This window comes from Micromonospora sp. NPDC000668 (genome assembly GCF_042897975.1).
GTDB lineage: Bacteria > Actinomycetota > Actinomycetes > Mycobacteriales > Micromonosporaceae > Micromonospora.
The window spans coordinates 146,022-172,943 of record NZ_JBIAYP010000008.1 but is presented as its reverse complement, the minus strand read 5'-3'; the positions used below and the strand labels follow the sequence as shown (position 1 = coordinate 172,943).

General features: G+C 70.4%; 26 protein-coding genes and 2 riboswitches. Of the genes, 16 read left to right on the top strand and 10 right to left on the bottom strand.

All coding sequences use genetic code 11. From position 1 onward, the window contains the following. The gene (locus tag ACFY29_RS32640; protein ID WP_386992272.1) at window positions 1-591 is read right to left on the bottom strand and encodes a TetR/AcrR family transcriptional regulator; all 591 of its coding nucleotides are present in this window, start codon (window positions 589-591) and stop codon (window positions 1-3) included. Between the two features lie 90 nt (window positions 592-681). Between ACFY29_RS32640 and ACFY29_RS32635 the strand changes: the two genes are divergently transcribed. Together ACFY29_RS32635 and ACFY29_RS32630 are read left to right on the top strand one after the other, a co-directional pair. Beyond that, window positions 682-1,437, top strand: a complete 756-nt coding sequence (locus tag ACFY29_RS32635; protein WP_386992270.1) for an SDR family oxidoreductase — start codon at window positions 682-684, stop codon at window positions 1,435-1,437. A gap of 147 nt (window positions 1,438-1,584) precedes the next feature. Further along, window positions 1,585-2,301, top strand: coding sequence for an isocitrate lyase/phosphoenolpyruvate mutase family protein (locus ACFY29_RS32630; RefSeq protein WP_386992268.1), 717 nt, complete (start codon window positions 1,585-1,587; stop codon window positions 2,299-2,301). Window positions 2,302-2,320: 19 nt separating this feature from the next. On the opposite strand, the gene ACFY29_RS32625 is transcribed toward ACFY29_RS32630, so the two are convergent. From ACFY29_RS32625 to ACFY29_RS32615, 3 genes are all read right to left on the bottom strand, one after another. Continuing rightward, window positions 2,321-3,049 (bottom strand): DUF1223 domain-containing protein, encoded by a 729-nt coding sequence (locus ACFY29_RS32625; protein ID WP_386992266.1) that lies wholly within the window; start codon window positions 3,047-3,049, stop codon window positions 2,321-2,323. Window positions 3,050-3,194: 145 nt separating this feature from the next. Next, window positions 3,195-4,721, bottom strand: coding sequence for an MFS transporter (locus tag ACFY29_RS32620; protein WP_386992264.1), 1,527 nt, complete (start codon window positions 4,719-4,721; stop codon window positions 3,195-3,197). Window positions 4,722-4,945: 224 nt separating this feature from the next. Further along, window positions 4,946-6,142 (bottom strand): DUF418 domain-containing protein, encoded by a 1,197-nt coding sequence (locus tag ACFY29_RS32615; RefSeq protein ID WP_386992263.1) that lies wholly within the window; start codon window positions 6,140-6,142, stop codon window positions 4,946-4,948. 107 nt (window positions 6,143-6,249) lie between these two features. On the opposite strand from ACFY29_RS32615, the gene ACFY29_RS32610 reads away from it, so the two are divergent. Beyond that, the gene (locus ACFY29_RS32610) at window positions 6,250-7,008 is read left to right on the top strand and encodes a TetR/AcrR family transcriptional regulator (RefSeq protein WP_386992262.1); all 759 of its coding nucleotides are present in this window, start codon (window positions 6,250-6,252) and stop codon (window positions 7,006-7,008) included. Between the two features lie 16 nt (window positions 7,009-7,024). Here ACFY29_RS32610 and ACFY29_RS32605 read toward each other — a convergent pair whose 3' ends face one another. Genes ACFY29_RS32605 through ACFY29_RS32595 form a run of 3 tightly spaced genes read right to left on the bottom strand, consistent with a single transcriptional unit; the run spans window position 7,025 to window position 8,642 of the window. Next, window positions 7,025-7,678 (bottom strand): histidine phosphatase family protein, encoded by a 654-nt coding sequence (locus ACFY29_RS32605; RefSeq protein ID WP_386992260.1) that lies wholly within the window; start codon window positions 7,676-7,678, stop codon window positions 7,025-7,027. Next, window positions 7,675-8,448, bottom strand: a complete 774-nt coding sequence (locus ACFY29_RS32600; protein WP_386992258.1) for a CbtA family protein — start codon at window positions 8,446-8,448, stop codon at window positions 7,675-7,677. The genes ACFY29_RS32605 and ACFY29_RS32600 overlap by 4 nt, the downstream gene beginning before the upstream one ends. Further along, complete coding sequence (locus tag ACFY29_RS32595; protein WP_328417630.1) at window positions 8,439-8,642, bottom strand: CbtB domain-containing protein; 204 nt, start codon at window positions 8,640-8,642, stop codon at window positions 8,439-8,441. The genes ACFY29_RS32600 and ACFY29_RS32595 overlap by 10 nt, the downstream gene beginning before the upstream one ends. 58 nt (window positions 8,643-8,700) lie before the next feature. Further along, window positions 8,701-8,781: riboswitch (cobalamin riboswitch) on the bottom strand. Between the two features lie 175 nt (window positions 8,782-8,956). After that, window positions 8,957-9,173: riboswitch (cobalamin riboswitch) on the top strand. 202 nt (window positions 9,174-9,375) lie between these two features. Here ACFY29_RS32595 and ACFY29_RS32590 point away from each other — a divergent pair. From ACFY29_RS32590 to ACFY29_RS32580, 3 genes are all read left to right on the top strand, one after another. Next, on the top strand, window positions 9,376-11,709 hold the full coding sequence (locus ACFY29_RS32590) for a ribonucleoside-diphosphate reductase subunit alpha (RefSeq protein WP_386992555.1): 2,334 nt from the start codon (window positions 9,376-9,378) through the stop codon (window positions 11,707-11,709). Between the two features lie 38 nt (window positions 11,710-11,747). Beyond that, window positions 11,748-12,743, top strand: a complete 996-nt coding sequence (locus ACFY29_RS32585; protein WP_386992553.1) for a ribonucleotide-diphosphate reductase subunit beta — start codon at window positions 11,748-11,750, stop codon at window positions 12,741-12,743. Between the two features lie 111 nt (window positions 12,744-12,854). Further along, complete coding sequence (locus ACFY29_RS32580; protein WP_386992256.1) at window positions 12,855-13,157, top strand: GNAT family N-acetyltransferase; 303 nt, start codon at window positions 12,855-12,857, stop codon at window positions 13,155-13,157. A 43-nt stretch (window positions 13,158-13,200) separates the two neighbouring features. Here ACFY29_RS32580 and ACFY29_RS32575 read toward each other — a convergent pair whose 3' ends face one another. Next, a complete protein-coding gene (locus ACFY29_RS32575; RefSeq protein WP_386992254.1) occupies window positions 13,201-13,995 on the bottom strand; it encodes a siderophore-interacting protein in 795 nt (264 codons plus the stop codon). Window positions 13,996-14,180: 185 nt separating this feature from the next. On the opposite strand from ACFY29_RS32575, the gene ACFY29_RS32570 reads away from it, so the two are divergent. The 7 genes from ACFY29_RS32570 to pdxY all read left to right on the top strand — a co-directional run bounded on the left by ACFY29_RS32570 (window position 14,181) and on the right by pdxY (window position 22,662). Then, complete coding sequence (locus ACFY29_RS32570) at window positions 14,181-15,227, top strand: iron-siderophore ABC transporter substrate-binding protein (RefSeq protein ID WP_386992252.1); 1,047 nt, start codon at window positions 14,181-14,183, stop codon at window positions 15,225-15,227. Further along, window positions 15,224-16,267 carry a FecCD family ABC transporter permease gene (locus ACFY29_RS32565; RefSeq protein ID WP_386992250.1) on the top strand — a complete coding sequence of 348 codons (1,044 nt, stop codon included), beginning with the start codon at window positions 15,224-15,226 and terminating at the stop codon, window positions 16,265-16,267. The genes ACFY29_RS32570 and ACFY29_RS32565 overlap by 4 nt, the downstream gene beginning before the upstream one ends. Next, on the top strand, window positions 16,264-17,298 hold the full coding sequence (locus tag ACFY29_RS32560) for a FecCD family ABC transporter permease (RefSeq protein WP_386992248.1): 1,035 nt from the start codon (window positions 16,264-16,266) through the stop codon (window positions 17,296-17,298). The genes ACFY29_RS32565 and ACFY29_RS32560 overlap by 4 nt, the downstream gene beginning before the upstream one ends. After that, a complete protein-coding gene (locus tag ACFY29_RS32555; protein ID WP_386992246.1) occupies window positions 17,295-18,143 on the top strand; it encodes an ABC transporter ATP-binding protein in 849 nt (282 codons plus the stop codon). Before ACFY29_RS32560 ends, ACFY29_RS32555 begins: the two co-directional genes overlap by 4 nt. Before the next feature lie 5 nt (window positions 18,144-18,148). After that, window positions 18,149-19,855: an ABC transporter ATP-binding protein gene (locus ACFY29_RS32550; RefSeq protein WP_386992244.1), complete on the top strand. Its 1,707-nt coding sequence runs from the start codon at window positions 18,149-18,151 to the stop codon at window positions 19,853-19,855. Window positions 19,856-19,869: 14 nt separating this feature from the next. Continuing rightward, the gene (locus tag ACFY29_RS32545) at window positions 19,870-21,702 is read left to right on the top strand and encodes an ABC transporter ATP-binding protein (protein WP_386992551.1); all 1,833 of its coding nucleotides are present in this window, start codon (window positions 19,870-19,872) and stop codon (window positions 21,700-21,702) included. 108 nt (window positions 21,703-21,810) lie between these two features. After that, window positions 21,811-22,662 carry a pyridoxal kinase PdxY gene (gene pdxY, locus ACFY29_RS32540; protein WP_386992242.1) on the top strand — a complete coding sequence of 284 codons (852 nt, stop codon included), beginning with the start codon at window positions 21,811-21,813 and terminating at the stop codon, window positions 22,660-22,662. Between the two features lie 48 nt (window positions 22,663-22,710). On the opposite strand, the gene ACFY29_RS32535 is transcribed toward pdxY, so the two are convergent. Beyond that, the gene (locus ACFY29_RS32535; protein ID WP_386992240.1) at window positions 22,711-23,736 is read right to left on the bottom strand and encodes a polysaccharide deacetylase family protein; all 1,026 of its coding nucleotides are present in this window, start codon (window positions 23,734-23,736) and stop codon (window positions 22,711-22,713) included. Between the two features lie 560 nt (window positions 23,737-24,296). Here ACFY29_RS32535 and ACFY29_RS32530 point away from each other — a divergent pair. Both ACFY29_RS32530 and ACFY29_RS32525 read left to right on the top strand, forming a co-directional pair. Then, entirely contained in the window at window positions 24,297-25,295 is a 999-nt protein-coding gene (locus tag ACFY29_RS32530; RefSeq protein WP_386992238.1) for a glycoside hydrolase family 11 protein, read from the top strand. A 190-nt stretch (window positions 25,296-25,485) separates the two neighbouring features. Next, complete coding sequence (locus ACFY29_RS32525; protein WP_386992236.1) at window positions 25,486-25,785, top strand: hypothetical protein; 300 nt, start codon at window positions 25,486-25,488, stop codon at window positions 25,783-25,785. Between the two features lie 64 nt (window positions 25,786-25,849). Here the strand turns inward: ACFY29_RS32525 and ACFY29_RS32520 are convergent, their stop codons facing one another. Further along, a complete protein-coding gene (locus ACFY29_RS32520) occupies window positions 25,850-26,182 on the bottom strand; it encodes a putative quinol monooxygenase (RefSeq protein ID WP_386992234.1) in 333 nt (110 codons plus the stop codon). Window positions 26,183-26,537: 355 nt separating this feature from the next. On the opposite strand from ACFY29_RS32520, the gene ACFY29_RS32515 reads away from it, so the two are divergent. Continuing rightward, window positions 26,538-26,834: a DUF1540 domain-containing protein gene (locus ACFY29_RS32515; protein ID WP_328417604.1), complete on the top strand. Its 297-nt coding sequence runs from the start codon at window positions 26,538-26,540 to the stop codon at window positions 26,832-26,834. The last annotated feature ends 88 nt before the right edge of the window (window positions 26,835-26,922 follow it).

Sequence of the window (26,922 nt, the reverse complement as noted above, 5' to 3'; positions counted from 1 at the left end):
TCAGGCCTCCGGCAGGAACTGGGCGGCGAGGGTACGCGCCGTCGCCGTCAGTTTGTCGATGTCCAGGCCGGTGCGGCCCATGAACACGAGCCCCTGCTGCGCGGCCAGCAGTGCGCGCGCCGTCTCGACCGGGTCGGCATCGCTCGGCATGTCACCCTCGTCCTGGGCTCGTACGACGCACTCGGCGACCAGGGCGGTGGTGCTTTCGTAGGTACGCCGCGCCTCCGCCATGACGTCAGCGTCGGTGGTGGCCAGCTCGCAGGTGCTGTTCGCCATGAGGCAGCCGCGGCGGGCGGCGGCTCCGCCCGGGTCGCTCACCGGTGCCATCACGAACGCCCGCAGGGCGTCCAGGGCACGGGGAGTGGAGGTGAGCATCTCCCGCAGGTAGCCCCCACTGGTGTCGGTGTAGCTGCGCAGCGCCCGAAGGAAGAGCTGGTGCTTGTCGCCGAAGGCCCCGTAGAGGCTGCCCTTGCCCAGCCCGCTGACGCGCATGAGGTCCTCCAGTGAGGTCGCCGCGTAGCCGGCGTCCCAGAACTGGTCCCGGACGGCGCGTAGCACCTGCTCCTCGTCGAACTGCCGCGGTCTGGCCATGTGACCAGCGTAGCAATTATTGACCGACCGGTCCACCAACCGTATGGTGGACCGGACAGTCAAAAACCTGGTCACGTGAAGGGAACACTCATGTCACAACCTCTCCAAGGCAAGATCGCCCTCGTCACCGGCGGTTCCCGGGGCCTCGGCGCGGCCACGGCCCGTTCGTTGGCCGACTCCGGCGCGGACGTCGCGATCACCTACGTCGGCTCCGCCGACAAGGCCGCCGAGGTCGTCGAGGAGTTGACGGGCCGGGGCGTACGCGCCGCCGCCTTCCAGAACGATCAAGCGGACACCTCGCGGGCACCCCAGCTGATCAACGATGTCGTGGCCCGGTTCGGCGGCCTGGACATCCTGGTCAACAACGCCGCCATCTCCGTGGAGCAGGGCAGAACGGTCGACGACCCCGACGCGGACATCGCCGCCCTGGACCGGATGCACGCCACCAACTACACCGGGGTCATCGCAATCATCCGCTCTGCGGCGAAGGTGTTGCGCGACAACGGCCGGATCGTCAACATCGGCTCGGGCGTCGGCTCCCGCGTCGGGGTCCCCGGCCTCGCTGACTACGCCGCGACCAAAGCCGGGCTCATCGGCTACACCAGGGGCGCCGCCCGCGACCTGGCACCGCGCGGCATCACCGTCAACATGGTGCAGGCCGGCCTGATGCTGACCGGCATGGAGCCGCCGAACCCGGAGGTCCTCAAGACCCTGGTGTCGAGCCTCGCCCTCCAGCGGCTCAGCGACCCGGCCGAGACCGCGGCGGCCGTCACCTTCCTGGCCAGCCCGGCCGCCTCGTACATCACCGGCGCCGTGCTCGACTCCAACGGCGGGTACACCGCCTGACCGGATCGGCCCAGGCGTCTCGTGCTCGGCTGTCCGGAGGTACGTTGTGGGTCCCGCTGCGCTCAGAGCGGGCACATCGGCCGAGCGGTCCGCGCACCTTCGGTCCGTACCACCACCGTCCGCATCCCTTCGGGAGACGTGAAAAAGATGACCGCCGCCACCTTCCGCGCCCTGCATCACGGCCGTGCCGCCGGTGACCCGTTGGTCCTGCCCGGGCCGTGGGACGCGGCCAGTGCCCGGGTCTTCGCCGAAGCCGGCTTCCCGGCGCTCGCCACCCCGAGCGCCGGGGTCGCCGCTTCGCTCGGTTACGAGGACGGCGCGACCCCGCCGGACGAGATGTTCGCCGCGGTGGCGAGGATCGTCCGGGCCGTCCCGGTGCCCGTGTCCGCTGACATCGAGGGCGGTTACGGCCTCGCTCCCCGGGAGTTGGTCGGGCGGCTGCTGGAGGCGGGCGCCGTCGGCTGCAATCTGGAGGACTCCGAGAACCACGCCACGCTCAAGGATCCGCAGCGGCACGCGGACTGGCTGGCCGAGGTACGGGCGGAAGCGGGCGACGCTCTCTTCATCAACGCGCGCGTCGACACCTTCCTGGTCGGGACGGGTGACCCGGCCGACGCCGTGGCGCGCGCCCGTCTGTACGTGGCCGCCGGCGCCGACTGCGTGTACCCGCTCCTGGCGCCGATCGAGGTGCTCCCGGTGCTGCGGGAGGGCATCGAGGGTCCGCTCAACATGGCGGCCGACACGGACAAGGAGTCGGTGGCCGAGTTGGGACGGCTGGGCGCCACGCGCATCACCTTCGGTCCGGGGATGCAGCGGTACGCGACGAGGGCGATCGGCGAACTCGCGGCAGGGCTGCGCCTCTGACGCCCGGCGATCCGGGCTGTTACCGAGGCTCGGCGGACAGGTCGATGGCCACGGCGCCGACGACGGCCTTGTCGCCGTCGTTCTGCACGTAGCCGACCACCGTGGCCTGTCGAGGGTCAAGATCTGGCGGCGTCTCCAGTTCCACCCGCCCACGCTCGGCGTCCAGACCCAACGACGTGAAGGCGCGCACCACGTTGTCCTGCCGCAGCGTCCGGCCGGCGTTCTCACCCCGGGCAACGTCACTCTCCAGGCCGCGTTCCACGATCGCCACGTTCACCACCGCACGCTGCGGCGGACGCTCGGTCTGGTAGTCGATCATCACGCGCTGTCCGCCGCCGGCGCTTCCGGCGGATTCCTGGACCGACAGGGCGAGCGGTGTGGTGGTTGCCGAGGTCAGGGCGGCCGCGATCGAGGCCGACGCCCGTCGGCGGTCGGAACCGACGAACTCGACGGTGCCGTTGACCACCATCTGCGGCGTGTACAAGCGTCCGGAGCCGAAGGCCCGCGCGTACGCCTGCTGTCGCGCGGTGTACGCCGCGTCGGCGAACGGGTCCGGCCAGCCCAGATCGTCCCAGTAGTCGACGTGGAATCCGAGGGCGAAGACGGGCTGTCCCCTGGTCCGGGCATCGCGCTCGATCTCGGTCAGCACTTCCTCCGCCGGAGGACAGCTCGAGCAGCCCTGGGAGGTGAACATCTCCACGAGGGCGAAGCCGCCGTCCGTCGACCCGGTGCGCGGTGGGTCCGTCATGGCGCATCTCCTCCGTCAGTCCTGCTGGCGGCTCTCCGATTCCCATTCCGGCCGTGACCATGCCTGTTCACCGTCGCTGTGCGCCGGCCAGGTCGTCCACCTGCCGGTACCTAACCGGGCAGGACTCCCGGGCCCAGGGCCACCGTCAGCGCCCCGCTCCTTCCGCGACGGGCGGACGGTCTGCCGAGGCAGCGGGGCGTGGTCTGCCGGGTCGCATGAGGACGGTCACGAGCAGGCCGGCGATGACCCCGACGGCTCCGGCCACGGCGAAGGTCGCCTGGACGCCGGCCACTCCGGCGGCGTGTGCCGCGCTGTCCAGCATTTGCCGACCGGCTGCCGGAGCGGCACGCAGCAGGCCGGGTGTCTGCCCGCCGGCGATGGCGTGCGCGACGCGCCCCGGGTCTGGAATGTCACGTCCGGCCAGGATGCTCTGGGCGCGGGCGGTGAACACGCTGCCGAGCGCGGCGATGCCGAAGGCGAAGCCGAGTTGGCGGGCGGTGTTGACCGCTCCGGCCGCCATGCCTCCGCGGTCGGCGGGCACCAGGGACATGGAGAACGAGCCGAGGATGGGTGTCGCGAGGCCGACGCCGACGCCGACGAGAGCGAGCCCGGGCAGCAGCGACGGCCAACCGGCCGGACCGCGCAGGAGCGCCGCCGTGAGCAGGCTGCCGAGCCCGACGAACAGCAGCCCGGCGCCGATCACCAGGTCTGGCCGGCGGCCGTGCAACACCCGCCCCAGCACCGCCGAGACGCCGAACGCGGTGACGGACAGCGGCAGGCCGGTGAGCCCCGCCGCGAGCGGACTCAATCCCAGCACGGACTGCAGCCAGATCGAGGTATAGGTGAACGTGGTGAAAGCGGCGAACGTCAGCAGCAGCCCGGCGACCAGCACCGCGACGAACGAGCGGTTGCGCAGGAGGGCGAGATCGAACATGGCGTGTCGGGTGGCCTCGATCGCGACGAACCCGGCCAGCAGGAGCGCTGCGCCCACCAGCAGCCACCAGACACCGACGGAGGACCAACCGTCCTCGTTCGCGCGGATGAGTCCGTAGGTCGCGCAGGCCGCGGCGGCGCTGAAACTCGCCATGCCAGGGACGTCGATCCTGCGGCGGACCGGCGCGTGGGCTTCGGTGAGCGTCCTGCGACACAGCAGGATGGCGGCGGCGCTGACCGGCAGGTTGACGAGGAAGATCCAGCGCCACGACGCGCCCTCGGTGAGCAGCCCGCCGAGGATCGGCCCCAGCGCGGCCGAGGCACCCGACACCGCGCCCCAGATGCCGTAGGCGCTTCCCCGGTCGCGACCGGTGTAGGCGTTGTTGAGCAGGGCGAACGTGGTGGCGAACATGGCCGCCGCGCCGACGCCCTGTACGGCGCGCGCGGCGATCAACGCGCCGGAGTTCGGAGCGAGACCACACATCAGGGACGAGACGGCGAAGAGCGCGAGCCCGACGACGTAGGCCCGGCGGTGGCCCACCCGGTCGGCGATCGAGCCGGCGCCGAGCACCAGTGCGCCCAGCGCGAGAGCGTAGGCGTCCATGACCCACTGCAATGCCCGGAAGGACGCGTCCAGGTCGTTGACCATGTCGGGCAGGGCGACGATCACGATCGTGACGTCGATCAGGAGCATGAACGTACCCAGGCAGACCGTCAGCAGCGGCAGCCACTTGCGCATTCTGATACCTGTCTTCTTCCGGGCGGGTGCCTCGGCGGGTCGACTGCCCGAACTCCGGCTGGTCGAACAGACGCAACCAGCTTCCGCCCGTCCGGCGTCGGACAACCTGTGCGTGGCAGGTGATTCGAGTCCGCACCGCCGTACGGTGCACGCTGGGATCCACTCCAGCGCGCACCGCGCGCCCCTCCGGCCGGTGAGCCGGAGGGGCGTCGTACACCTGGGTCCTAGGTCCGGGGCCCGTAGGTCAGTCTGCGCAGGACGACCTCGGCGGGCCCGGGCCGCCCGCGCTTGTCGAGCAGGCGGGCGATCAGCACGGTCACCAGCCAGACGACGACCGCGATGATCAGGCCGCCAACGGTACGGCTGCCGAAACGGTCGCCGAGGGCGAGCGTGAAGGGTGCCAGGAGGACCAGCCAGGCCACCGACTGGAACAGGTATCCCGACAGGGAGCGCTGGCCCAGGGCGGAGAGCGCGCCGACGACGGGACCGGGCCGGATGACCCGCATGGCGACCAGGCCGAAGACGGCCACGTAGCCGGGGCCGGCGAACATGCCGCTGGCGCCGTGGAGCATGAGGCTTAGACTGGCGGTCGACGTGTCGACGTGCAGCCACCCGGCGCTGACCAGGGCAGCCGGGAGACCTCCGGCGACGGCGATCCCCAGTCCCAGGGCGGCGGTCCACCTGAGCAGGGTCCGGTGGCGGGCCAACTCTTCGAGGACGCGGCGGCGGGCCGCCCACATGCCCAGCCAGGTGATGAAGATGAAGGGCAAGACGGTCAGCGTGTGCGCCGGCCACTCGGCGAGGCGGTCCAGGATGGACGTGACGTAGTCGGGCGCCGCGAGGGAGTCGACGTGGTCCGACGGCAGCGGAGCCGATCCGCCCGAGCCCCCGATGCGGCTCACCACGACGGCGCTGAGGACCAGGATCTCCACGACCGCCAGTGCCCACAGCACCAGCGCGATCCGGTGGAACCTGTCACCGCGGCGCAGCAGCGCCAGGGTCATCACGATCCCCACGATCCCGTACGCGCCGAGGAAGTCGCCGTAGTAGAGCAGAGCGGCGTGCGCGAACCCGAAGACGACGAGCCACAGGTTGCGGCGTAACAGCACGGAGCGGACCTGCTGCCGTGTGGCGCCGGAAGCGTCCTGGCGCCGGGCGAGCTGTACGAGTCCGTAGCCGAACATCACGGCGAAGACCGGGTAGCCGCGTGCGTGGACGAGTTCGAACAGCAGGAAGTTGAGGCCGCGGTCCACACCTTGCGGCGTGCTGTCGAGGCCCGGCTCGCCGGCGAAGACGACTCCGGCGACGTTGGCCAACGCGATGATCAGCAGCATCGCTCCCCGGGCCAGGTCCGGTGCGAGGGCGCGTTCGGCGCGAAGCACCGGCCCTCTCGATGTGCGTGGTGCGGTGTCGATGCTCATGTCGTCCCTCTCCCCGTCCGGCTTTAGTATGTCGGAGAAAGTATCACAGGCATACTAATGCCGTCTGGCATGATGAGCCCTGAATTCCGGAGGCGAACGAGGGGGCCATGACCAGCGACGACTTCGTTCCGGCTCGGCTGCGCCGGCTGTGGGGCATGTCCGAGTCGTCGCGGCTCGGGCGGCCGGCAGCCCTCGATGTCAATCGGGTCGTCGCCGCGGCGGTGGAGATCGCCGACCGCGACGGGCTCGGCGGCGTGACGCTTCCCAAGGTTGCCAAGGTCCTCGGCTTCACCGGAATGTCGCTCTACCGGTACGTCGGCTCCAAGGACGAGCTGCTCACGCTCATGGCCGACGCCGCCATGGGCGTACCGCCGGACCCCCGCACCGACGACTGGCGGGACGGGCTGAGCGGTTGGGCCTTCGCGCAACGCGCGGTGTTCCAGCGTCGGCCGTGGCTGACACGCGTGCCCACCTCCGGACCGCCCTCCGGCCCGAATCAGATCGCCTGGATGGAGACCGGGCTGGCGGTCATGTCCCGTACCCGACTCGACTGGGCACACAAGATCGGCGTCCTGTCGCTGATCAACGGCTACGTGGTCCAGTCCGTACGGCAGTACAGCGACCTCGCCGAGGGCAGGGCCGAAGGCCAGGGGCAGGCCGACGCCGAGCGCGACTACGGCCGCGCGCTGGTGCGTCTCGTCGAACCCGAGCGCTTCCCCGAGACAGCCCGGCTGTTCTCCTCGACGCTGTTCGAGGCGCCGCCGTCCGACACCCCTGACGCGACGATCGCTGACGCGGACTTCACGCTCGGACTGGAGTTGATCCTCGACGGCGTCGCCGTCCGGATCGGGCGCTCCGACTTCTGACGCGCGGTCCCGCCTCTCATGCCGGTCGCGTCGAGGTGGTCGTAGGTTGGTGGTCCGCACCGACGTTCGCTGTCCCGCACGCCGGCGGCGCGCCCAGTCGTAGCCGCCACCGTGCCCCGTCGCCGGTGAGCCGGACGATCGCCAGCGGCTCGACGTCCAGTTGCCGGAACGTCGCCAACGGCAGGTCGAGGGCGTGGACGATCGCGACCCGGAGCACGATCGGGTGGGTGACGGCGGTGATCCGCTGGCCACGGCCGCGCTGCCCGTCCAGCCAGCGGCCGACCCGCTCCCGCAGCGACAGGACTGATTCCCCTCCATGCGGCGAGGCGTCCGGTGCGGACAGCCACTCGCGCAGCGCCTGGGGCTGCTCGGTGCCGACCTCCTCCAGCAGCCGTCCGGACCAGTGTCCGTGGTCGCAGTCGGCCAGCGCCGCTTCGATGGTGGGCGTCAGGCCGAGGGCGTGCGCGGTCTGGGTGGCCGCCGCCGCTGGACTGGACAGGCAGACGTCGGTGGCGCCCAGGATCGACCGCTGGCCCGGCGCGGCGGGGGCCAGGGCGAGGGCGGCTCGCAGGCCGCCCTCGTCCAGGCTGTCGTTCCTCCCGCCGAACCGGGCCCGCCGCAGGGCGGCGGTGTGACCGTGGGCAACCAGCCGCAGGCTGGTGGCGGTCACGTGCTCAGGGGTGCGCTGGCGGTTCCGCGACGCCGTTCGTGGTTCATCAGGGCCGCGAACAGCAGGCCGATTCCGGTCCAGAGCACCACCTGGGTGCCGAGGGAGGCCAGTCGGAAGTCCCACAGCAGGGCGGCGGGGAAGTCGTCCGGGACCTCCTGGAACGACGGCAGCACCACGTAGGACACCGCGGTGACCAGCAGGAATCCGCCGAGGGCCGTGGTGGCCCGAAGCCACTGTGGCGCCTCGTCGCCGAGCGCTCGGTAGCCCAGCGAGCCGGCCCAGACGGCCACCAGGCCGAGCACCACCATCAGCAGGTAGGTGCCGGTGCGCTGGTCGATGGTGGCCGGGTCACCGACGGCCGGGGGATTGGCCGGGTACTTGATGAACGGCACGATCACCACGCCGAGCAGCGCAGCGCCGGCCAGCAGCAGACCCGACCGTCCGTCGTCGTAGGCCCGCCGCCGGCGACACAGCAGGACGTACGCGGTGGCCAGCAGGCCACCCATCGCGGCGCCGAACAGACCGGTGGCCAGGAACAGGCCGCCACGCTGGCCAGACCTGCTGACCAGGGCATCCTCGTGATCGTGTCCGCCACCGGCGGGCTCGGCGTGCGCCGCGGCCTCCTCGATGGCGATGGCCGCCTCGACGTGTGGTTCACCGGCGACGTAGGCGAACGTTCCGGCGAGCAGACCCGCGGCCAGGCCGGCGAGCAGCCCGCGAAGGAGAACGCTGAGGAACGTGGGCGCGGCCCTGGTGGCGGTCAGTGGCACGGGACACCGAGCAGGTGCCGGCCGTCGTGCATCAGCTCGTGCAGGTACATCCCGCTGCGCGAGACCGCCCCCTGGTCAAAGGCGACGAGATAGGCCAGCAGCGTGAGCACGGCGACGGCGGCCAGAACCGTCCACAGGAGACGGGTAGTGCCAGCGGGATGCACCAACGGCTGGCTGGAAGTGGAGCTGGACATGCGTACGCGAACCTCCTCGGGGATGACGCGTCCCCATCGCAAGGCTGCGGACGACCGAGTGTCCTGGCTCGCGGCCCTTCCCGTAGAGGATGGGGACCGCTCACAGTGGCGCGACCGCGCCGGATTCACACCGGCTTCCCTCGCGTCGCCGCAGATAGTGGCTCGACCGTATCGGTGCCGGTCCGAACGGTCAACCCGGTCCCCGCGGCATCGGGGTGGACGGTCTCAGGCGTCGGTGACGGCCATCACCAGTCCGGCCACCGACACGCCCGGGACCGACATGTGGGGTGTGACAACGGCGTCCCTCCCTATATATGGTGTCGAGCGCAGCTGGTTCGGCCGCTCATCCAGGGGGTCGAGGCAAGAGGGAACCCGGTGGAAATCCGGGACTGCCCCGCAGCGGTGAGTGGGAACGACCGCCGTCATCAGCACTGGGCCGCCAAGCGGCCTGGGAAGCGACGGCCAGTAGGAGACCGGCGAGTCCGGTCGTGCCCGCAAGTCCGAAGACCTGCCAGCGCGCCGTGCACCCGCACCCGGGTGGGCGGCGGTCCGACGCCGCGTGGGACGGCTGACGCCACCTGACCCACGCCCGTCGGCGTGGCGTCCGCCGGTGTCTGTCTCCTCGTGTCCGAGGGCCATCAGGTCTCGAACTCGCGAGGAGTGAGTAGTGACGGTCACCCAGGTAGCTCCGGTCACCGGCGACCCGGCCCCGCCCGGCCGGCGGCGGACGCAGATGCATGTCCGCAAACGCGACGGCGCCAGCGAACCGGTAGACGTGAACAAGATCGTCCGGGCGGTCGAGCGGTGGACCGACGACCTCACCGACGTCGACCCGCTGCGGGTGGCGACCCGCACGATCAGCGGCCTGTACGACGGCGCGACGACGGCCGAACTGGACCGGCTGTCCATTCAGACCGCCGCCGAGATGATCGGCGAGGAACCGCAGTACTCCCGCCTCGCCGCCCGGCTGCTGGCCGGCTACGTCGACAAGGAGGTCCGCCGGCAGGGCATCACCTCGTTCAGCGCGGCGATCCGGATCAGCCACGCCGAGGGCCTGATCGGAGACGACACCGCCGCGTTCGTCGCCGCGCACGCCCGTATCCTCGACGATGCCGTCGACCTGGGCGGCGACCGGCGGTTCGAGTACTTCGGCCTGCGCACGGTGTACGACCGGTATCTGCTGCGCCACCCGAGCAGCCGGCTGGTGCTGGAGACCCCGCAGTACTGGCTGCTGCGGGTGGCCTGCGGGTTGTCCCGTACGCCGGACGAGGCGGTCGACTTCTACCGGCTGATGTCCAGCCTGGCCTACCTGCCCAGCTCGCCGACGCTGTTCAACTCCGGTACCCGGCACACCCAGATGTCCTCCTGCTACCTGGTCGACTCCCCGCGCGACGAGTTGGACTCGATCTACCAGCGGTACGCCCAGGTCGCCAACCTGTCCAAGTTCGCCGGCGGCATCGGCATCGCGTACTCCCGGGTCCGGTCCCGGGGCTCGCTGATCCGCGGCACGAACGGGCAGTCCAACGGGATCGTGCCGTGGCTGCGCACGCTGGACGCGAGCGTCGCGGCGGTCAACCAGGGCGGCCGGCGCAAGGGCGCGGCCTGCGTCTACCTGGAGCCGTGGCACCCCGACGTCGAGGAGTTCCTGCAACTGCGGGACAACACCGGCGAGGACGCCCGGCGTACCCACAACCTGAACCTGGCCAACTGGATCCCGGACGAGTTCATGCGCCGTGTCGAGGCCGACGAGCTGTGGTCGCTGTTCGACCCGCACGAGGTACCGGAACTGCCCGACCTGTGGGGGGAGCGGTTCGACGCCGCGTACCGGGCGGCCGAGGCGCAGGGCCGCTACGTGCGGCAGGTCCCGGCGCGGGAGCTGTACGGGAAGATGATGCGCACCCTGGCCCAGACCGGCAACGGGTGGATGACCTTCAAGGACGCGGCGAACCGGCTGTGCAACCAGACCGCCGAGCCGGGCAACGTGGTGCACCTGTCCAACCTCTGCACCGAGATCATCGAGGTGTCCAGCGACGCCGAGACCGCCGTGTGCAACCTCGGCTCGGTGAACCTCGCCGCCCACCTCACCGACGGCGGCGTCGACTGGGAACGGCTGCGCGCCACGGTCCGTACCGCGGTGACGTTCCTCGACCGGGTCATCGACATCAACTACTACCCGACCCCGCAGGCGGCGGCGAGCAACCCCCGCTGGCGGCCGGTCGGGCTCGGGCTGATGGGCCTGCAGGACGTGTTCTTCGCGCTGCGGCTGCCGTTCGACTCTCCGGCCGCCCGGGAGCTGTCCACCCGGATCAGCGAGGAGCTGTACCTGACCGCCCTGGAGACGTCCGCCGAGCTGGCCCGCCGTTTCGGCGCGCACCCGGCGTACGGGCAGACCCGGGCAGCGCGGGGGCAGTTGCAGCCCGACCTGTGGGGGGTCGAGGGAACGCAGACCGCACGGTGGGCCGAGCTGCGGGAGCGGGTCGAGGCCCACGGGCTGCGCAACTCGCTGCTGGTGGCCGTCGCCCCGACCGCCACCATCGCGTCGATCGCCGGATGTTACGAGTGCGTCGAGCCGCAGGTGTCCAACCTGTTCAAGCGGGAGACGCTGTCGGGGGAGTTCCTCCAGGTCAACACCGCTCTGGTACGCGAGCTGAAGACCCGTGGCCTGTGGACCGACCGGATCAGGTCGGCGATCAGGCGCGCCGAGGGCTCGGTGCAGGACATCGCGGAGCTGCCGACCGACGTCCGGGAGCTGTTCCGCACCGCCTGGGAGCTGCCGCAGCGGGCGCTGATCGACCTGGCCGCCGCCCGCGCACCGTTCATCGACCAGTCCCAGTCGCTGAACCTGTTCCTGGCCTCGCCCACCATCGGCAAGCTCTCCTCGATGTACCTGTACGCCTGGAAGGCCGGGCTGAAGACCACCTACTACCTGCGTTCCCGCCCCGCCACCCGGATCCAGCAGGCCACCGTCGCGCCCACCGCCGTCGCCCTTGTCGCACCGGCGGCCACCGACGCGGAGGCACTGGCCTGCTCGTTGGAGAACCCCGAGTCGTGCGAGGCCTGCCAGTGACCGCCGCCCACACCACCACCGACACGAGGACCACGCACATGCTGCTCGACCCCGGGATGGACCTCACCCTCCGCCCGATGCGTTACCCGCACTTCTTCGACCGGTTCCGCGACGCCATCCGCAACACCTGGACCGTCGAGGAGGTCGACCTGCACGCCGACCTCGCCGACCTCGACAAGCTCTCCCCGGCCGAGCGGCACCTGGTCAGCCGCCTGGTGGCCTTCTTCGCCACCGGCGACACCATCGTCGCCAACAACCTCGTGCTCAATCTCTATCAGCACGTCAACAGCCCCGAGGGTCGCCTCTACCTGTCCCGGCAGCTGTTCGAGGAGGCGGTGCACGTCCAGTTCTATCTCAACCTGCTCGACACGTACGTGCCCGACGAGACCGAGCGGTTCGCCGCCTTCGCGGCCATCGAGAACATCCCCTCGATCCGCCGCAAAGCCGAGTTCTGCTTCCGCTGGATCGACTCCCTGAACGATCTTCGGGAGCTGCGGACCCGCGAGGACCGCCGGACGTTCCTGCTCAACCTGATCTGCTTCGCCGCCTGCATCGAGGGGTTGTTCTTCTACGGCGCCTTCGCCTACGTCTACTTCCTGCGCTCCCGCGGCCTGCTCCACGGCCTGGCCTCCGGCACCAACTGGGTGTTCCGCGACGAGTCCATGCACATGGCCTTCGCATTCGACGTCGTCGACACCGTCCGTCGCGAGGAACCCGACCTGTTCGACGACGACCTCGCCGACCAGGTCCGCCAGATGCTCACCGAGGCAGTCGAGTGCGAGGTCCAGTTCGCCGAGGACCTGCTCGACCACGGTGTGCCGGGACTGACCCTGACCGACATGCGGGAGTACCTCCAGCACGTCGCCGACCGGCGCCTCGCCCAGCTCGGCATCGCCCCGCACTACGAGTCGGCCAATCCGTTCGCCTTCATGGAGTTGCAGGACGTGCAGGAGCTGTCCAACTTCTTCGAGCGGCGGGTGTCGGCGTACCAGGTCGGGGTCAGCGGCACCGTCGCCTTCGACGACGACTTCTAGCCCTGACACGACGAAGCCCCGGACCTCTGACGACAGCAGGCCCGGGGCTTCGGTCCGCGGTGCCCTCGCACCGACCAATTGGCCGGCTGGACAGCGTGGTTGGATGGTCCGGTGCAGTTCACCGTGACAGACGCGCCGACGCGGGAGCGGTTCGAGGCGCGCGACGAGGCGGGCGTGGTCGCCGGGGTGGTCACCTACCAGCTGACCGGCACCATCATCGTCTACACCCACACCGAGGTTGATCCGGCGTTCGAGGGCAAGGGCGTCGGGTCGACCCTGGCTCGTGCCGTGATGGACGACGCGCGGGCCAAGGGTCGGACCGTGGTGCCGATCTGCCCGTTCCTCGCCGAGTGGTTGGGCAAGCACCCGGAGTACGAGGGCATCGTGGCCCGATCGACCCGCAAGGTCAAATAGCTCCGGGTGCGGATCCGGACGACGGCGGCCGTAGGCGGAAGGTTCAGTGTGCGGCGACCTTCCAGTAGCCGCAGAAGTAGACGCGGTCCTTGGCCATGCCCCGTTCGGTGCAGAGGTGCCGGCGGACGGTCGTGACCATTGCGGACTCACCCGCCACGAAGGCGTACGGCGTGCCGGCCGGCAACGCCAGCTCGCGCAGCGTGCGGATCACCACATCACTGCCGCCCGCCGGTGTGCCGCCGCGGTGCAGCCAGGTCAGCGTGACACCGGCGGGCGTGCGTACCTCGATCTCGTGTTCCGTGGAACCCACCTCGATCAGCGCGATCGCCCGGGTCCCTGGCGCCAGCGCCTCGACAGCCGCGGTGATCGCCGGCATGGCGGTCTCGTCGCCGATGAGCAACTGCCACTCGGTGTCCACGGGCGGGGCGTAGTCGGAGCCGTCACTGAGCACGCCGATCGGGTCGCCGGGTGCGGCTCTCCGCGCCCAGGCGGAGGCCGGTCCGCCGTCGCCGTGGAGCACGAAATCGATGTCCAGCTCCCGCCGTCCGGCGTCCAGGCGCCGGACCGTGTAGTTGCGAACCACCGGCCGCAGCTCGGCCGGCATGGCCTGCAGGGCGGGCCACCACTGCTCGGAGTCCGGCAGGTGCAGTTCGGCGCCGGGTGCGGCGAGGAAGATCCGCGCCAGTTGGTCCGGTCCGCCGTAGCCGAAGCGGTCGATCTCCATGCCGGTCAGCGTGATACGCCGCAGATGAGGTGTGAGCGGCCGGTTGGCGACGACCTCGGCGAGCATCGGGCGTTTGATCAGCCCGGCCTCGACCGGAATGGTGGCGACGGTCATGTGCCGCTCCTTTGTGGATCGTGAGCCATGTCCTGGTCCGAAGTTAGGCTAGCCTAGCCTCGCTTCGGCGCTCGGAGAACCCCCGCCGCCCTGGTCTGCTCACTCCCGCTGTGGCCGACTGGGTCGCAGGGGTTGATCACGAAGGGCTCTCATGTTGGTGTGTTAGCTTAGCCTCCCCTAACCTAATGCTGGAGTTCAGAACCATGCGCCAAAACCGCTTCCTGACCGGGGTCGTCGCCCTGGCCGCAACGTTGGCGCTCGCCGCCTGCGGCGGATCATCAAAGGACGAGGACGCCGCCGCCGGCAGCAGCACCGCAGCGTTCCCGATCACGATCAAGCACGCGCTCGGCACGACGACGATCAAGGAGAAGCCGAAGCGGGTCGCAACCGTGGCCTGGGCGAATCACGAGGTTCCGCTTGCCCTCGGCATCGTTCCCGTGGGAATGGCGAAGGCCAACTTCGGCGACGACGACGGCGACGGCATCCTGCCGTGGGTGGCCGAGAAGCTCAAGTCGCTCGGCGGCACCGCGCCGGTGCTGTTCGACGAGAACGACGGCATCAACTTCGAGGCCGTCGCGGACACCCAGCCCGACGTCATCCTTGCCGCCTACTCGGGCCTGACGGCGCAGGAGTACGAGACCCTGAGCAAGATCGCTCCGGTCGTCGCCTACCCCGAGGGGCCCTGGGCCACGGCGTGGCGCGACACCATCAAGCTGGAGAGCCAGGCCCTCGGCCTGGCGAAGGAGGGCGACGCGCTGATCGCCGACTTCGAGAAGCAGATGACCGACGCCACCGCGAAGTACCCGCAGCTGGCGGGCAAGTCGGCGATGTTCATGACGCACGTCGACCCGACCGACCTGAGCAAGATCGGCTTCTACACGACGCACGACACCCGGGCCCAGTTCTTCGCCGACCTCGGCCTGAAGGTGCCGGGCAGCATCGCCACGCTCTCCGCCGGCACGGACAAGTTCAGCCTGAACCAGAGCGCCGAGCAGATCCAGGTCTTCAACGACGTCGACGTCATCGTCGCCTACGGTGACGACAAGCTCCTCGCCGCCGCGCAAGCCGACCCGCTGCTGTCGAAGATCCCCGCGATCAAGCGCGGCTCGGTGGTCATGCTCTCCGGCACCACTCCGCTGGGCACCGCGGCGAACCCGACCCCGCTGGCCATCCCGTTCGTGCTGAACGACTACGTCGCCATGCTCGCCAAGGCTGCCGACCAGGTGTCATGACCCAGCTCGACTCGCGTGCCCTGCCGGACGTCGCCGTGGTGCGGCGTCCGGCACGGGTACGCCTGCTGTGGTTTCTCGTCGCGGCCGCGGTGCTGCTGGCGCTCATGGCGGCATCGGTCGCGCTGGGTTCCCGCAACGTCGGCTGGTCCGACATCCTCGCCGCGTTCCGGGGCGTGGACGAGACCATGGAACAGGCCGCCGTCACCAAACGGATCCCGCGGACCCTGCTCGCCGTGATCGTCGGCGCGGCGCTCGGCCTGGCCGGGGCGGTGATGCAGGGCGTGACCCGCAACCCGCTGGCCGACCCCGGAATCCTGGGCGTGAACATGGGGGCGTCGCTCGCCGTCGTCACCGGAATGGTCATGTTCGGCCTCTCCTCGCCGACCAGCTACCTCTGGGTGGCGATCCTCGGCGCCGGCCTCGCGGCTGTCTTCGTGTACGCCGTCGGCTCCCTGGGACGCGGTGGCGCGACGCCGCTCAAGCTCGCGCTCGCGGGCGCTGCCACGTCCGCAGCGCTCGCGTCGCTGATCAGCGCCTTCGTGCTGCCCCGCAACGACGTCGCCGACAACTTCCGTTCCTGGCAGATCGGCGGGGTCGGCGGTGCCACCTACGACAGCATCCGGCAGGCACTGCCGTTCCTCGCCGTGGGTCTGGTGATCTGCCTCCTGTCGGGCCGGGCACTGAACTCGCTCGCGCTCGGTGACGACCTCGCGGCGGGGCTCGGCGAGCGGGTCGCCGTGGTGCGGGGCATCGCGGGTGCCGGTTCCGTGCTGCTGTGCGGCGCCGCCACGGCGGTCGCCGGGCCCATCGGGTTCGTCGGCCTGGTCGTCCCGCACGTGTGCCGCCTCCTCATCGGGCTCGACCACCGGTGGCTGCTGCCGTTCTCCGCGCTCCTCGGCGCGTCGTTGCTGACCGCAGCCGACGTCGTCGGACGGGTGGTGGCACGCCCAGCGGAGATCGATGTGGGCATCGTGACGGCGCTGATCGGCGCCCCGTTCTTCATCTACATCGTCCGTCGGCAGAAGGTGCGCGAGCTGTGAGCACTGCGACTCTCGAGGCCGTCACCCACGGCCGGGTCCGCCGTACCCGTCGACGGCGCGGCGTGCTCATCGTGCTGGCCGTCCTCGTCGTCGCGGCGTTCGCCGTCTCGTTGATGGCGGGACGCACCTTCTATCCGCCAGCCGACGTCCTGGCGGTGATCGCCGGCGAGGACGTCCCCGGGGCCTCCTTCACGGTGGGCACGCTCCGCCTGCCGCGGGCGGTCCTCGCGATCCTGGCCGGGGCCTGCTTCGGGATCGGCGGCGTCACCTTCCAGACGATGCTGCGCAACCCGCTCGCCAGCCCCGACCTCATCGGCATCAGCTCCGGCGCGAGCGCCGCGGCCGCCTTCGCGATCGTGACGCTGCACCTTGGTGAGGCCGGCGTGTCCGCCTTCGCGATCGTCGCCGGGCTGGCCGTGGCGCTGGTCATCTACCTCCTGTCGTTCAAGGACGGCGTCGCCGGCACCCGCCTCGTCCTGATCGGCATCGGCATGGCCGCCATGCTCGACAGCCTGACCGCGTACGTCCTGACCCAGGCCGCCGAATGGGACCTGCAGGAGGCCCTGCGCTGGCTGACCGGCAGCCTCAACGGCGCCACCTGGGAGGAGACCGTTCCGGTGGCCATCGCTGTGGCCGTCCTGGTACCGGTGCTGCTGAGCCAGGCCCGCAACCTCGCCATGATGCAGCTGGGCGACGACACCGCGGCGGCGCTCGGGGTCCGCCTCGAACGCACCCGGATCCTGGTCATCATCGCGGCCGTCGGCCTGATCGCCTTCGCCACCGCGGCGACCGGGCCGATCGCCTTCGTGGCATTCCTCTCCGGCCCGATCGCCGCCCGGATCATCGGACCGGCCGGGTCGCTGCTGCTGCCGTCCGCCCTGGTCGGCGCCCTCCTGGTGCTGGTAGCGGACTTCGTCGGCCAGTTCGCCTTCGACACGCGCTACCCCGTGGGTGTCGTCACCGGCGTGCTCGGCGCGCCCTACCTCATCTACCTGCTCATCCGTACGAACCGCGCGGGAGGCTCGCTGTGACCACCACTCATACGCTCGCGGTCGAGAGTCTCATGCTCGGCTACAAGGACCGCGTCGTCATCGAGTCGCTCGACCTCGTCGTGCCGCCCGGAAAGATCACGGCGATCGTCGGTGCCAACGCGTGCGGCAAGTCGACCCTGCTGCGATCGATGTCACGCCTCCTCGCGCCCCGCGCCGGCCACGTCCTGCTCGACGGCAAGCAGGTGCACCGGCTGCCGGCCAAGCAACTGGCCCGTACCCTCGGCCTGCTTCCCCAGTCACCGACGGCGCCGGAAGGGATCACCGTGGCCGACCTCGTCGGGCGCGGGCGCAATCCGCATCAGCGCGTACTCTCGCGCTGGAGCAGGGAGGACGACGCCGCCGTGGCGGCGGCCCTGGACGCGACACAGACGGCGGACCTCGCGGACCGCTCGGTCGACGAGCTCTCCGGCGGCCAGCGGCAGCGGGTCTGGATCGCCATGGCCCTGGCCCAGCAGACGGACCTGTTGCTGCTCGACGAGCCGACGACATTCCTCGACGTCAGCCATCAGGTCGAAGTCCTCGACCTGCTCACCGACCTCAACCTGACGCGCGGAACGACGATCGTCATGGTGCTGCACGACCTCAACCTGGCCGCCCGGTACGCGGACCACCTCATCGCGCTGGCCGCCGGTAAGCTGCACGCCGCGGGAGAGCCGGCGCAGGTCCTGACGCAGGAGTGCGTCCGCGCCGTGTTCGGCCTCGAAAGCCAGGTCATCATCGATCCGACGTCGGAGAAGCCGCTGATGCTGCCGATCGGCCGCCATCACGTCATCCCGTCCGCCGTCCGGCCGGCTGGCGCCCTCGCCCCGCTCGCCGGGTCCTGACCCTCATGGCAGGCGACGACATCAACAGTGGCGTGCTGCTGCGCCGCGTCCTGCGCCGCCAGCGCGGCCGGGTGGTGGCGGGCACCGCGCTGCTCTGCACCCACCAGGCCACCGAGGCACTCGTCCCGGTCGCCATCGGCGTGATCATCGACCGCGCGGTCGCCACCGGGGATGTGCGCGCGCTGGTGCTCTCGCTCGCCGGTCTTGCCGTCCTCTTCACCGTTCTCGCCTTCGCCTACCGATCCGGCGCCCGCCTGTCATACGCCGCCCTGGAGAAGGAGGCACACGCCGTACGGGTCGAGATCGCCAGGAGTGCCCTGGACCCGCGCGGACACCGCTCCGGCATGCGGGACGGGGATCTGCTGGCGGTCACCGCCTCCGACGCCGAGTTGTCCGCGCTCGTGGTGCGGGTCGCGGGGCTCTCCGCCGCGGCGATCACCGCCCTCGTGGTCGCGGCCGTCGCGCTGCTCATCGTCGACGTTCCGCTCGGGCTCGGGGTGCTCATCGGCGTACCTCTGGTGGTCTTCGCCCTGCAGCGGATGGCGCCGTTGCTCACCCGGCGCAGCGCATCGCAGCAGGAGGCTCTCGCTGCCACGACCTCGCTCGCCGTCGACCTCGTCACCGGTCTACGCGTCCTGCGCGGCATCGGCGCACAACACCACGCCGCACGCCAGTACGCGGCCGCCAGCCGCCACGCCCTCGACGTCACCTTGCGTGCCGCCACCACGAAGGGCCTGCACCTCGGGCTCACCACCACGGTCAACGGACTCTTCCTCGCGACGGTCGCCGGCGTCGCCGGCTGGCTCGCGCTGCAGGGCCGGCTCACCATTGGCGAGCTCGTCGCCGTTGTCGGGCTGGCCCAGTTCATCGCCGAGCCCGTGCAGACGCTCGGGTACTGCGTGCAGGTGTTCGCCATGGCGCGCGCGTCGGCGGGACGGGTCGCCCGGATACTCGGTGCCGCGCCGCTCATCCGGCCGGGTACCGCCGGGACACCTGCTCCGAGCCCGTCGCGGCTCGCCCTCGACAAGGTCGGGTACGCCGGGCTCGACGGAGTCTGCGTACAGGTCAACGCCGGTGAGGTTCTGGGCGTGCTCGCCTACGACCCGAGCGAGGCCGAGGCGCTGGTCGCGCTGCTGTCCGGCCGGGTGCCCCGGGAGGACTACCAGGGAACGCTGTACGTCGACGGCGTGCCCGCCGAGGAGCTGCACATCGACGCCCTGCGCAGCACCGTCCTGGTCGAGCAGCATGACGTGGCGTTGTTCGAAGGGACACTGCGCGCCAATCTCGCCGCCGGTGCCAGCATCGACGAGACCGTCCTGCACGCCGCGGTGCGCGCCGCGGCGGCCGAGGACGTGCTGGCCGCGCACCCGCACGGCATCGACCGCGTGCTCACCGAGCGGGGGGCGAACCTGTCCGGCGGGCAGCGACAGCGGATCGGGCTCGCCAGGGCACTCGTCGCCGACCCGCCGGTGCTGGTGCTGCACAACCCCACCACGGCGGTCGACGCCGTGACCGAGGTGCTGCTCGCCGAGGGATTGGCCTCCGCTCGCGGGGCGGCGGCCCGGGGCACGGTGCTCATCACCAACAGTCCAGCCCTGCTGCGGATCACGCACCGGGTGGCCGTGATCGACCGTGGGCGGGTCATCGCCGAGGGCTCGCACGACCAACTGCTCGCCAGCGATGCCCGCTACCGGGAGGAGGTCCTGCGGTGACCGATGAGCCGACCATGATTGGTGCCGATTCCCGGCAACTGCTGCCGACGGCCACCGCCCGGCAGACCTGGGCCGCCCTCCGCGCCGAATTCGCCCGGCTGCCCGGGCTCAGCGCCGTCGCCGTGACGCTGCTGGTCGCCGCGGCCGCGACCGGGCTCGTCGCCCCCTGGGTGCTCGGCCGGCTCGTCGACGACGTCATGGCCGGGTCCGACACGGCACGGATCGTGGCCTGGGCCGGTGTGATCGCGGGCGCCGCGGTGCTCGCCGGCCTGCTCACCGCGGCCGGGGCCGCGGTCGCCGCTCGCCTCGGCGAGACCGTCCTCGCGCGGCTGCGGGAGCGGGTCCTCGACCGCGCCCTGCACCTGCCATCCGCCACCCTGGAGCGTGCCGGGACTGGGGACCTGATAGCACGCGCCGGCGACGACGTGGCCGTGGTGACGAATGTGATCGCCACCAGCGGCCCTGCCTTTCTCGGCGCGCTCCTGTCCATCGTGCTGACCGCGGCAGGGCTCTTCGTCCTCGACTGGCGGCTCGGCCTCGCCGGGCTGGCCGCGGCCCCGGCGTACGCGTTGGCGCTGCGCTGGTACCTGAAGCGGTCGGTTCCGTACTACGCCCGCGAGCGAGTGGCGACCGGCGAGCGGGCCCAGGCGATGGCCGGGGCACTTCGCGGCGCGGCGACCGTCCGCGCGTACCGGATGGAAGACGCCCACGTCGCTCGCATCGCCGATCGCTCTGCCACTGCCCGCGACCTGTCGCTGGAGATCTTTGGCCTGCACACGCGATTCGGGCTGCGGATCAACCGGTCGGAGTTCGTGGGGCTTGCCGCCGTGCTGCTCGCCGGTTTCCTGCTGGTTCGCGACGACCTGTCCTCCGTGGGAGCGGCCACCACTGCCGCGCTCTACTTCCACCGCCTGTTCAACCCGATCGGCCTGCTGCTGCTCGAGTCCGATTCGGTGCTGCAGGCCGGGGCAAGCCTCGCCCGGCTCGTCGGCGTCACGTCACTGCCCGACTCCGCCTCCCCCGAGGGCTCCGTGCCCGCTCGCCCAGGACCGTCCGGGACGGTGGGGACGGGGGAGCCTGAGCCTGCGGCGCTGGAGGTGGTCATCGCGCGGCACTGCTACGACGACGGACCCGTCGTGTTGCAGGACATCGCCCTGCGTCTCGCGCCCGGGGAACGTGTCGCTCTCGTCGGAGCGAGCGGAGCGGGTAAGAGCACGCTCGCCAGCATCACCGCCGGAATCATCGCGCCCGCCGACGGGTCGGTGTGCCTGCGGGGCGTACCGCTGGCGCACCTGGGCGAGCATCGCGTTCGTCGGGAGATCGCCCTGATCAGCCAGGAGGTGCACGTCTTCGCCGGGCCGCTCCGAGATGACCTGCGCCTCGCCGACCCGGACGCCACCGACGCCGAGATGACCGCCGCCCTCGACCTCGTCGGCGCCACCGCCTGGCTGCGTACCCTGCCGGACGGCCTCGCCACCAGCGTGGGGGAGGGCGGGCGGCACCTCACCGCCGCCCAGGCCCAGCAGCTCGCCCTCGCTCGCCTCGTCCTCGCCGACCCCTTCGTCGCGATCCTCGACGAGGCCACCGCGGAGGCCGGCAGCGCGGGCGCGCGGGACCTCGACCGTGCGGCAGCGGCGGCGACCGAGGGTCGTACCACGCTGATCGTCGCCCACCGCCTCAGCCAGGCGGCCACCGCGGACCGCGTCGTTGTCCTGGAGCACGGGCGCGTCGCCGAGCAGGGCACGCACGACCAGTTGCTGGAGGCCGGGGGAGGGTACAGCCGGCTGTGGCGTTCCTGGAGCACGCCCGATCTCGCGGTGCCGTCCTCGTCCGGCCCGCTCGTCTGACTCGATTCGCCGAGCTGTCCCGGCCCGGGCCCACGGACCGGAGTGGGTCACCCGACAGAAACGGCGGGCCGGACGTGCGGCACCAGCGGGAACCGCCATGATGAGCCGGTGAAGATCCTGTCCATCCAGTCGTCCGTCGCCTACGGCTACGTCGGCAACTCGGCGGCCGTGTTCCCCCTTCAGCGGCTCGGCCACGAGGTCTGGCCGGTCCTGACGGTCCACTTCTCCAATCACACCGGGTACGGCGCATGGCGTGGGCCGATGCTGGCACCGGCCGACGTGGCCGAGGTGATTGCCGGCATCGCGGACCGCGGGGCCCTCGGCAGCGCCGACGCGGTGCTGTCGGGCTACCAGGGTGACCCGGCGATGGGTGCGGTGATCCTCGACGCGGTGGACAAGGTCAAAGCGGCCAACCCGGACGCGGTGTACTGCTGCGACCCGGTGATGGGCGATGCCGGCCGTGGGATGTTCGTCCGGGCAGGCATCCCGGAGTACCTGCGGGACGTCGTCGTCCCGCGCGCCGACATCATCACCCCGAACCAGTTCGAGCTGGACTTTCTCGCCGGCCGTACGACGAACTCGCTGGCCGACTTGTTGGACGCGGTCGACGTGGTGCGCGAGACGGGGCCGCGGCACGTCCTGGTCACCAGCGTGCTCCACGGCGACGTGCCGGTGGGCTCGCTGGAGGTGGTGGCCGTCTCGGACGAGGGCGCCTGGGCGGTGACCACGCCCCTGCTGCCGATCAACCCGAACGGCGGGGGTGACGTCACCGCAGCGCTGTACCTGGCGCATCTGCGGACGACTGGCTCACCCGCGACGGCGCTGGAACGCACCATCGCCTCCGTCTTCGCCGTCCTCGAGGCGACCCTCGCGGCGGGCACCCGGGAGATCCAGCTGATCGCGGCCCAGGACGCGATCGCCGAGCCGCCAGCCCGGTTCGCCGCCCGACGGCTACGCTGACGCGCCCCGTCCGGAGCAGCAGCCGTACCTGCCGCGTCCCCGCCTCTGTCAGCCGGCCGTGCAGGAGCGGATCTGTGGTCGGGCGCTGCTGTTGCCGTTGAACATCGTGGTGAAGCCGAAGGTGTTACCGCTGCCGTTGGACCGCATGGTCAGCACGTTGCCGCTGCCGTCCCAGCTGGCGCTGCCGTTCCAGGTGGTGGAGATCCTCTGCGGTGCGGTGGTGGCCACGACCACGGTCCAGGTGTTGGCGCCGCTGACCGTCACCGAGGTGTTGTACCGGTCGCCCCAGACGTTGGTGGTCGTCGCCGTCGCGGTGCAGCTTCCGCCTGTGGGTGGCGGGGTGCCACCGCCAGGCGGCGGGTTCGTGCCGTCGGGCGCCACCGCGCGGCCGGTCGACGGCGAGATCATGCCGGGGCACAGGTTGCGGCTGGTCAGGTTGGCGATGATCTGCGGGATCGCGTCGCGGGTGTTCTGGATCCCGTCGTGCATGAGGATGACCTGGCCGGCCTGGAGACGGCCGGCGTTGGACACGATCTGGCCGACGCTGGCGCCGTTCCAGTCCTGAGAATCCACGTCCCAGATCACCTGCCGCATGCCGAGTGACGAGGCGACGGACTGGAGGGTGGAGTTGGTCTCGCCGTACGGCGGGCGGAACAGTTGCGGCCGGCTGCCCGTGGCCGACTGGATCGCCGAGCTCGTCTGGGACAGGTCGGACTGCATCTGAGCCTGACTCATCGACGTCATGTGGGCGTGGTTCCAACTGTGGTTGCCGACCCACATGCCGGCGGCCACCTGCGCCTGCGCCGCAGCCCGGTTGTTCTGGACGTTCTGCCCGACGTTGAACATCGTGGCCCGTACGCCGTTGTTGCGCAGCACGGTCAGCAGGGCGCTGGTGCTGCCGGTCGGTCCGTCGTCGAAGGTGAGCCCGACGTAGCCGTTGCAGGCGGTGGCGCTCGACGGGGCCGCGGTGGCTGCGATGACGACGCCGCACATCGCGATGGCAGTGGCCAGCACGGACAGCGCCGCGCGTAGTCGCCCCGACCGGATGACCGTGCCAGCGGAGACATTGCTCATCTGGTGCCCCTTCTACCGGGCCCGGGCGCGCTCCGGTGTGTGGGCAGCACGGTCCGGACCTGTGGGTGTGAGCGGAGAGGTCACCCGAAACCGAAGCGGAGCGGATCGCATCGACCTTGATGGATCGGAGTATTGCAGCGAGAATTCAAGCACGTCAACAACTTCCGGAAAGTACCGGCCGTCGCCGAATCAGATCTTGATCGCCTGGGCCGCAGCTTCGGTCATCGGCTTAAGGCGATCTTTCGGCCTTGTCGCTGCGCAGGGGAAACGGTGCACCAAGGTCAAGTGGGGCCCTGATTGGTTTCCGCAATGTTTCCGGAAGACATTGACATCCAGGCTGAGCCGTATCAATACTCTCGCCATCGACAGACCTCGACCGATGTCGATCCAGGACACGTCCCGCGCCCTGGTCCTCCGGTCGCCGACGGCAGGGCGACCGGCCAACCCCCACCGCGTTGTGAGACGTCGAAGCCCGGTGGCCGTCACCGCCGAGCGCCGAGCGCCTTGCCGGGTCGCACCACGCTGTCTGGCCGCCCTGCCAGCCTTCACGAGGAGGAAGCATGCACCTGAACGACGCCCCCACCCACCCGAAAGGCCGGATCCGCGGCCGCATCAGGCTGTTCGTCGGCGGTGCCTGCGCCCTGGTGCTGGTCGCGGCCTCGGCGGTCCTGTCCGGCCCGGCTCAGGCGGCCGTGACCTCGAATCAGACCGGCACCAACAACGGTTACTTCTATTCGTTCTGGACCGACAGTCCCGGGTCGGTCTCCATGGAGTTGGGAGCCGGGGGGAACTACAGCACCTCCTGGCAGAACACCGGGAATTTCGTCGCCGGTAAAGGCTGGAGCACCGGCGGGCGCAGGAGCGTGAGCTACTCGGGCAGTTTCAATCCGTCCGGCAACGCGTATCTGACCCTCTACGGGTGGACGAGAAACCCGCTCATCGAGTACTACGTCGTCGACAACTGGGGCACCTACCGGCCCACCGGCACCTACAAGGGCACGGTGACCAGTGATGGCGGCACGTACGACATCTATCAGACGCAGCGGGTCAACCAGCCCTCCATCGAGGGCATCAGGACCTTCTACCAGTACTGGAGTGTGCGGCAGTCAAAGAGGACGGGTGGAACCATCACCTCGGGCAACCACTTTGATGCCTGGGCCCGCTATGGAATGAACCTGGGCAGTCATGACTACATGATTCTCGCCACCGAGGGATACCAGAGCAGCGGGAACTCCAACATCACGCTGGGCGGCTCCGGCGGCGGTAACCCGACCACCCCGCCGCCCGGCGGGGGTGGCTGCAGCGCGTCGCTCTCCGCCGGCCAGCAGTGGAGCGACCGGTACAACCTCAACGTCTCGGTCTCCGGCTCCAGCAACTGGACTGTGACGATGAACGTCCCGTCCCCGGCGAAGATTCTCTCCACCTGGAACATCAGCGCCAGCTATCCCAGCGCCCAGGTACTGACCGCCAGGCCCAACGGCAACGGCAACAATTTCGGTGTCACCGTCCAGGCCAATGGCAACTGGACCTGGCCGACGGTCTCCTGTAGCGCGAGCTGACCCGAGTCCACGCATTCCGGCGCGGCGGCCGATCGGCTGCCGCGCCGGAGCACCGCCAGCCGGCGGTCAGCGGCGAAGAGCACCACACGAGGCGGCCACGCACGGATGCCGATATCCCGTAGTCCCGGCGATCGCGGGTGTGCCACCACCGGCCGGGCTTGCCGCGGTTCGGGTGCTGTTGTTCGTCCTGGTGGCCGAGCACGCGTTCTCGCTGTTCACGCCGCCGTACGGAATCGGTGTTCCGCAAGCGTTCCACCTCAGCTTCGGGCTTTTCTACGCGTGGCTGGCGGTCAAGCTCTTCAGCGGCCGCCCCTGGACCCGGGTGCTCGTCACGGTGCTGCTCGCGATTCAGTTCGTCGGGCGGTTCTTCGTCTTCGCGTTCATCGACAATCCGTGGATCAGGCTTCTGCTGATCATGGGCGCGGCCGTGACGATCGTCGTGGTCTGGATGTTGTGGTTCGTCCGCCCGGTGCGCGCGTTCTTCCGGTGACGTACGCCGGCGGGGCGTGCCGGGTCGATGCTGTTGCCATCCCGGCGCGCCCGCGCCAGCGCGGTCAGCGCCCCTCGGGCACGGCCATCTCGCCGAGCAAAGACCAGTCCTCCTGCGGGACCGTGGCGTTCACGATGCGCGGCGTCTCGGCCAGGTGCGGCGGCAGGGTCTCCTGCGCCGTGCGGAAATGGGCGGACTGCACGTGTGCCCCGCCGGCCTCGTCGTCGCGAAACGCCTCAACCAGCACGTACTCGGTCGGGTCGTCCAGGCTGCGGGACCAGTCGAACCACAGGCAACCCGGCTCGGCCCGGGTCGCCTCGGTGAAGTCGGCGGCGATCTGCGGCCACCGGTCAGCGTGCTCGGGCAGGACGCGGAACTTGGCGGTAATGAAGATCATGGTGTCCAGGCTACCCAGGTCCCGCGTTCTCCAGCAGCGCCCATATCCACCCTCGTCCTACACCGTGTGGAGACCAGCCACTACACATGATGAGAAGGGCTCTTCGATATTCGGCAGGTAAAGCAAGACTGGCCTAACAAAGGTAAGGCTAATCTTTCTTGTTCACGACCCAGGCAGGAACTGCGACAAGTCTGCTGTCACCGGCGTTCGCCGCTAGAGTGGTGATTGCTATTCAGATTTAAATGCAGGATGGCTGGTAACGGGTTTGCCCTCCATCTGAGCGGCAAATATTGACGGCAGATCCACACGCCGGGTGGACGCGCCCCGCCGCCTGGCCCGGACAAAGGGAGACACCATGAAAACGTTGCTGCAGTCGCCTCCGGTACGCGAATGCGCCGCCACGACCTGTAGTTTCAACGACAGCGGCTGCCACGCGCCGGCGATCACCGTGGCCTCGACGGGGGACGCCGCATCGTGTGCGACGTTTGTCGAGTCGTCGGTGGCCGGAGGGATCGCGGAGGTCACCGGTGCGGTCGGCGCGTGCGCGCGTTCCGAGTGTGTCTACAACACCAACCTCGCCTGCACCGCCGAGTCCATCACCGTCGGTCCGGGCGCCACCGCGAGTGACTGCCTCACCTACCAGCCCGCGTGAGAGTCACCAGGTGCCGCCCTACCGGGTGCCGGCGCCTCGGGCTCGGTGCCGTGCCGCCTTGCGGCGGTACGACACCACCTCACTTGGC

Excerpts from the sequence above, each read along its gene's own strand:
- ACFY29_RS32640 (WP_386992272.1), bottom strand. The coding sequence starts at position 591 with ATGGCCAGACCGCGGCAGTTCGACGAGGAGCAGGTGCTACGCGCCGTC.
- ACFY29_RS32635 (WP_386992270.1), top strand. The coding sequence starts at position 682 with ATGTCACAACCTCTCCAAGGCAAGATCGCCCTCGTCACCGGCGGTTCC.
- ACFY29_RS32630 (WP_386992268.1), top strand. The coding sequence starts at position 1,585 with ATGACCGCCGCCACCTTCCGCGCCCTGCATCACGGCCGTGCCGCCGGT.
- ACFY29_RS32625 (WP_386992266.1), bottom strand. The coding sequence starts at position 3,049 with ATGACGGACCCACCGCGCACCGGGTCGACGGACGGCGGCTTCGCCCTC.
- ACFY29_RS32620 (WP_386992264.1), bottom strand. The coding sequence starts at position 4,721 with ATGCGCAAGTGGCTGCCGCTGCTGACGGTCTGCCTGGGTACGTTCATG.
- ACFY29_RS32615 (WP_386992263.1), bottom strand. The coding sequence starts at position 6,142 with ATGAGCATCGACACCGCACCACGCACATCGAGAGGGCCGGTGCTTCGC.
- ACFY29_RS32610 (WP_386992262.1), top strand. The coding sequence starts at position 6,250 with ATGACCAGCGACGACTTCGTTCCGGCTCGGCTGCGCCGGCTGTGGGGC.
- ACFY29_RS32595 (WP_328417630.1), bottom strand. The coding sequence starts at position 8,642 with ATGTCCAGCTCCACTTCCAGCCAGCCGTTGGTGCATCCCGCTGGCACT.
- ACFY29_RS32590 (WP_386992555.1), top strand. The coding sequence starts at position 9,376 with ATGCATGTCCGCAAACGCGACGGCGCCAGCGAACCGGTAGACGTGAAC.
- ACFY29_RS32585 (WP_386992553.1), top strand. The coding sequence starts at position 11,748 with ATGCTGCTCGACCCCGGGATGGACCTCACCCTCCGCCCGATGCGTTAC.
- ACFY29_RS32575 (WP_386992254.1), bottom strand. The coding sequence starts at position 13,995 with ATGACCGTCGCCACCATTCCGGTCGAGGCCGGGCTGATCAAACGCCCG.
- ACFY29_RS32570 (WP_386992252.1), top strand. The coding sequence starts at position 14,181 with ATGCTGGAGTTCAGAACCATGCGCCAAAACCGCTTCCTGACCGGGGTC.
- ACFY29_RS32565 (WP_386992250.1), top strand. The coding sequence starts at position 15,224 with ATGACCCAGCTCGACTCGCGTGCCCTGCCGGACGTCGCCGTGGTGCGG.
- ACFY29_RS32550 (WP_386992244.1), top strand. The coding sequence starts at position 18,149 with ATGGCAGGCGACGACATCAACAGTGGCGTGCTGCTGCGCCGCGTCCTG.
- ACFY29_RS32545 (WP_386992551.1), top strand. The coding sequence starts at position 19,870 with ATGATTGGTGCCGATTCCCGGCAACTGCTGCCGACGGCCACCGCCCGG.
- ACFY29_RS32535 (WP_386992240.1), bottom strand. The coding sequence starts at position 23,736 with ATGAGCAATGTCTCCGCTGGCACGGTCATCCGGTCGGGGCGACTACGC.
- ACFY29_RS32530 (WP_386992238.1), top strand. The coding sequence starts at position 24,297 with ATGCACCTGAACGACGCCCCCACCCACCCGAAAGGCCGGATCCGCGGC.
- ACFY29_RS32520 (WP_386992234.1), bottom strand. The coding sequence starts at position 26,182 with ATGATCTTCATTACCGCCAAGTTCCGCGTCCTGCCCGAGCACGCTGAC.
- ACFY29_RS32515 (WP_328417604.1), top strand. The coding sequence starts at position 26,538 with ATGAAAACGTTGCTGCAGTCGCCTCCGGTACGCGAATGCGCCGCCACG.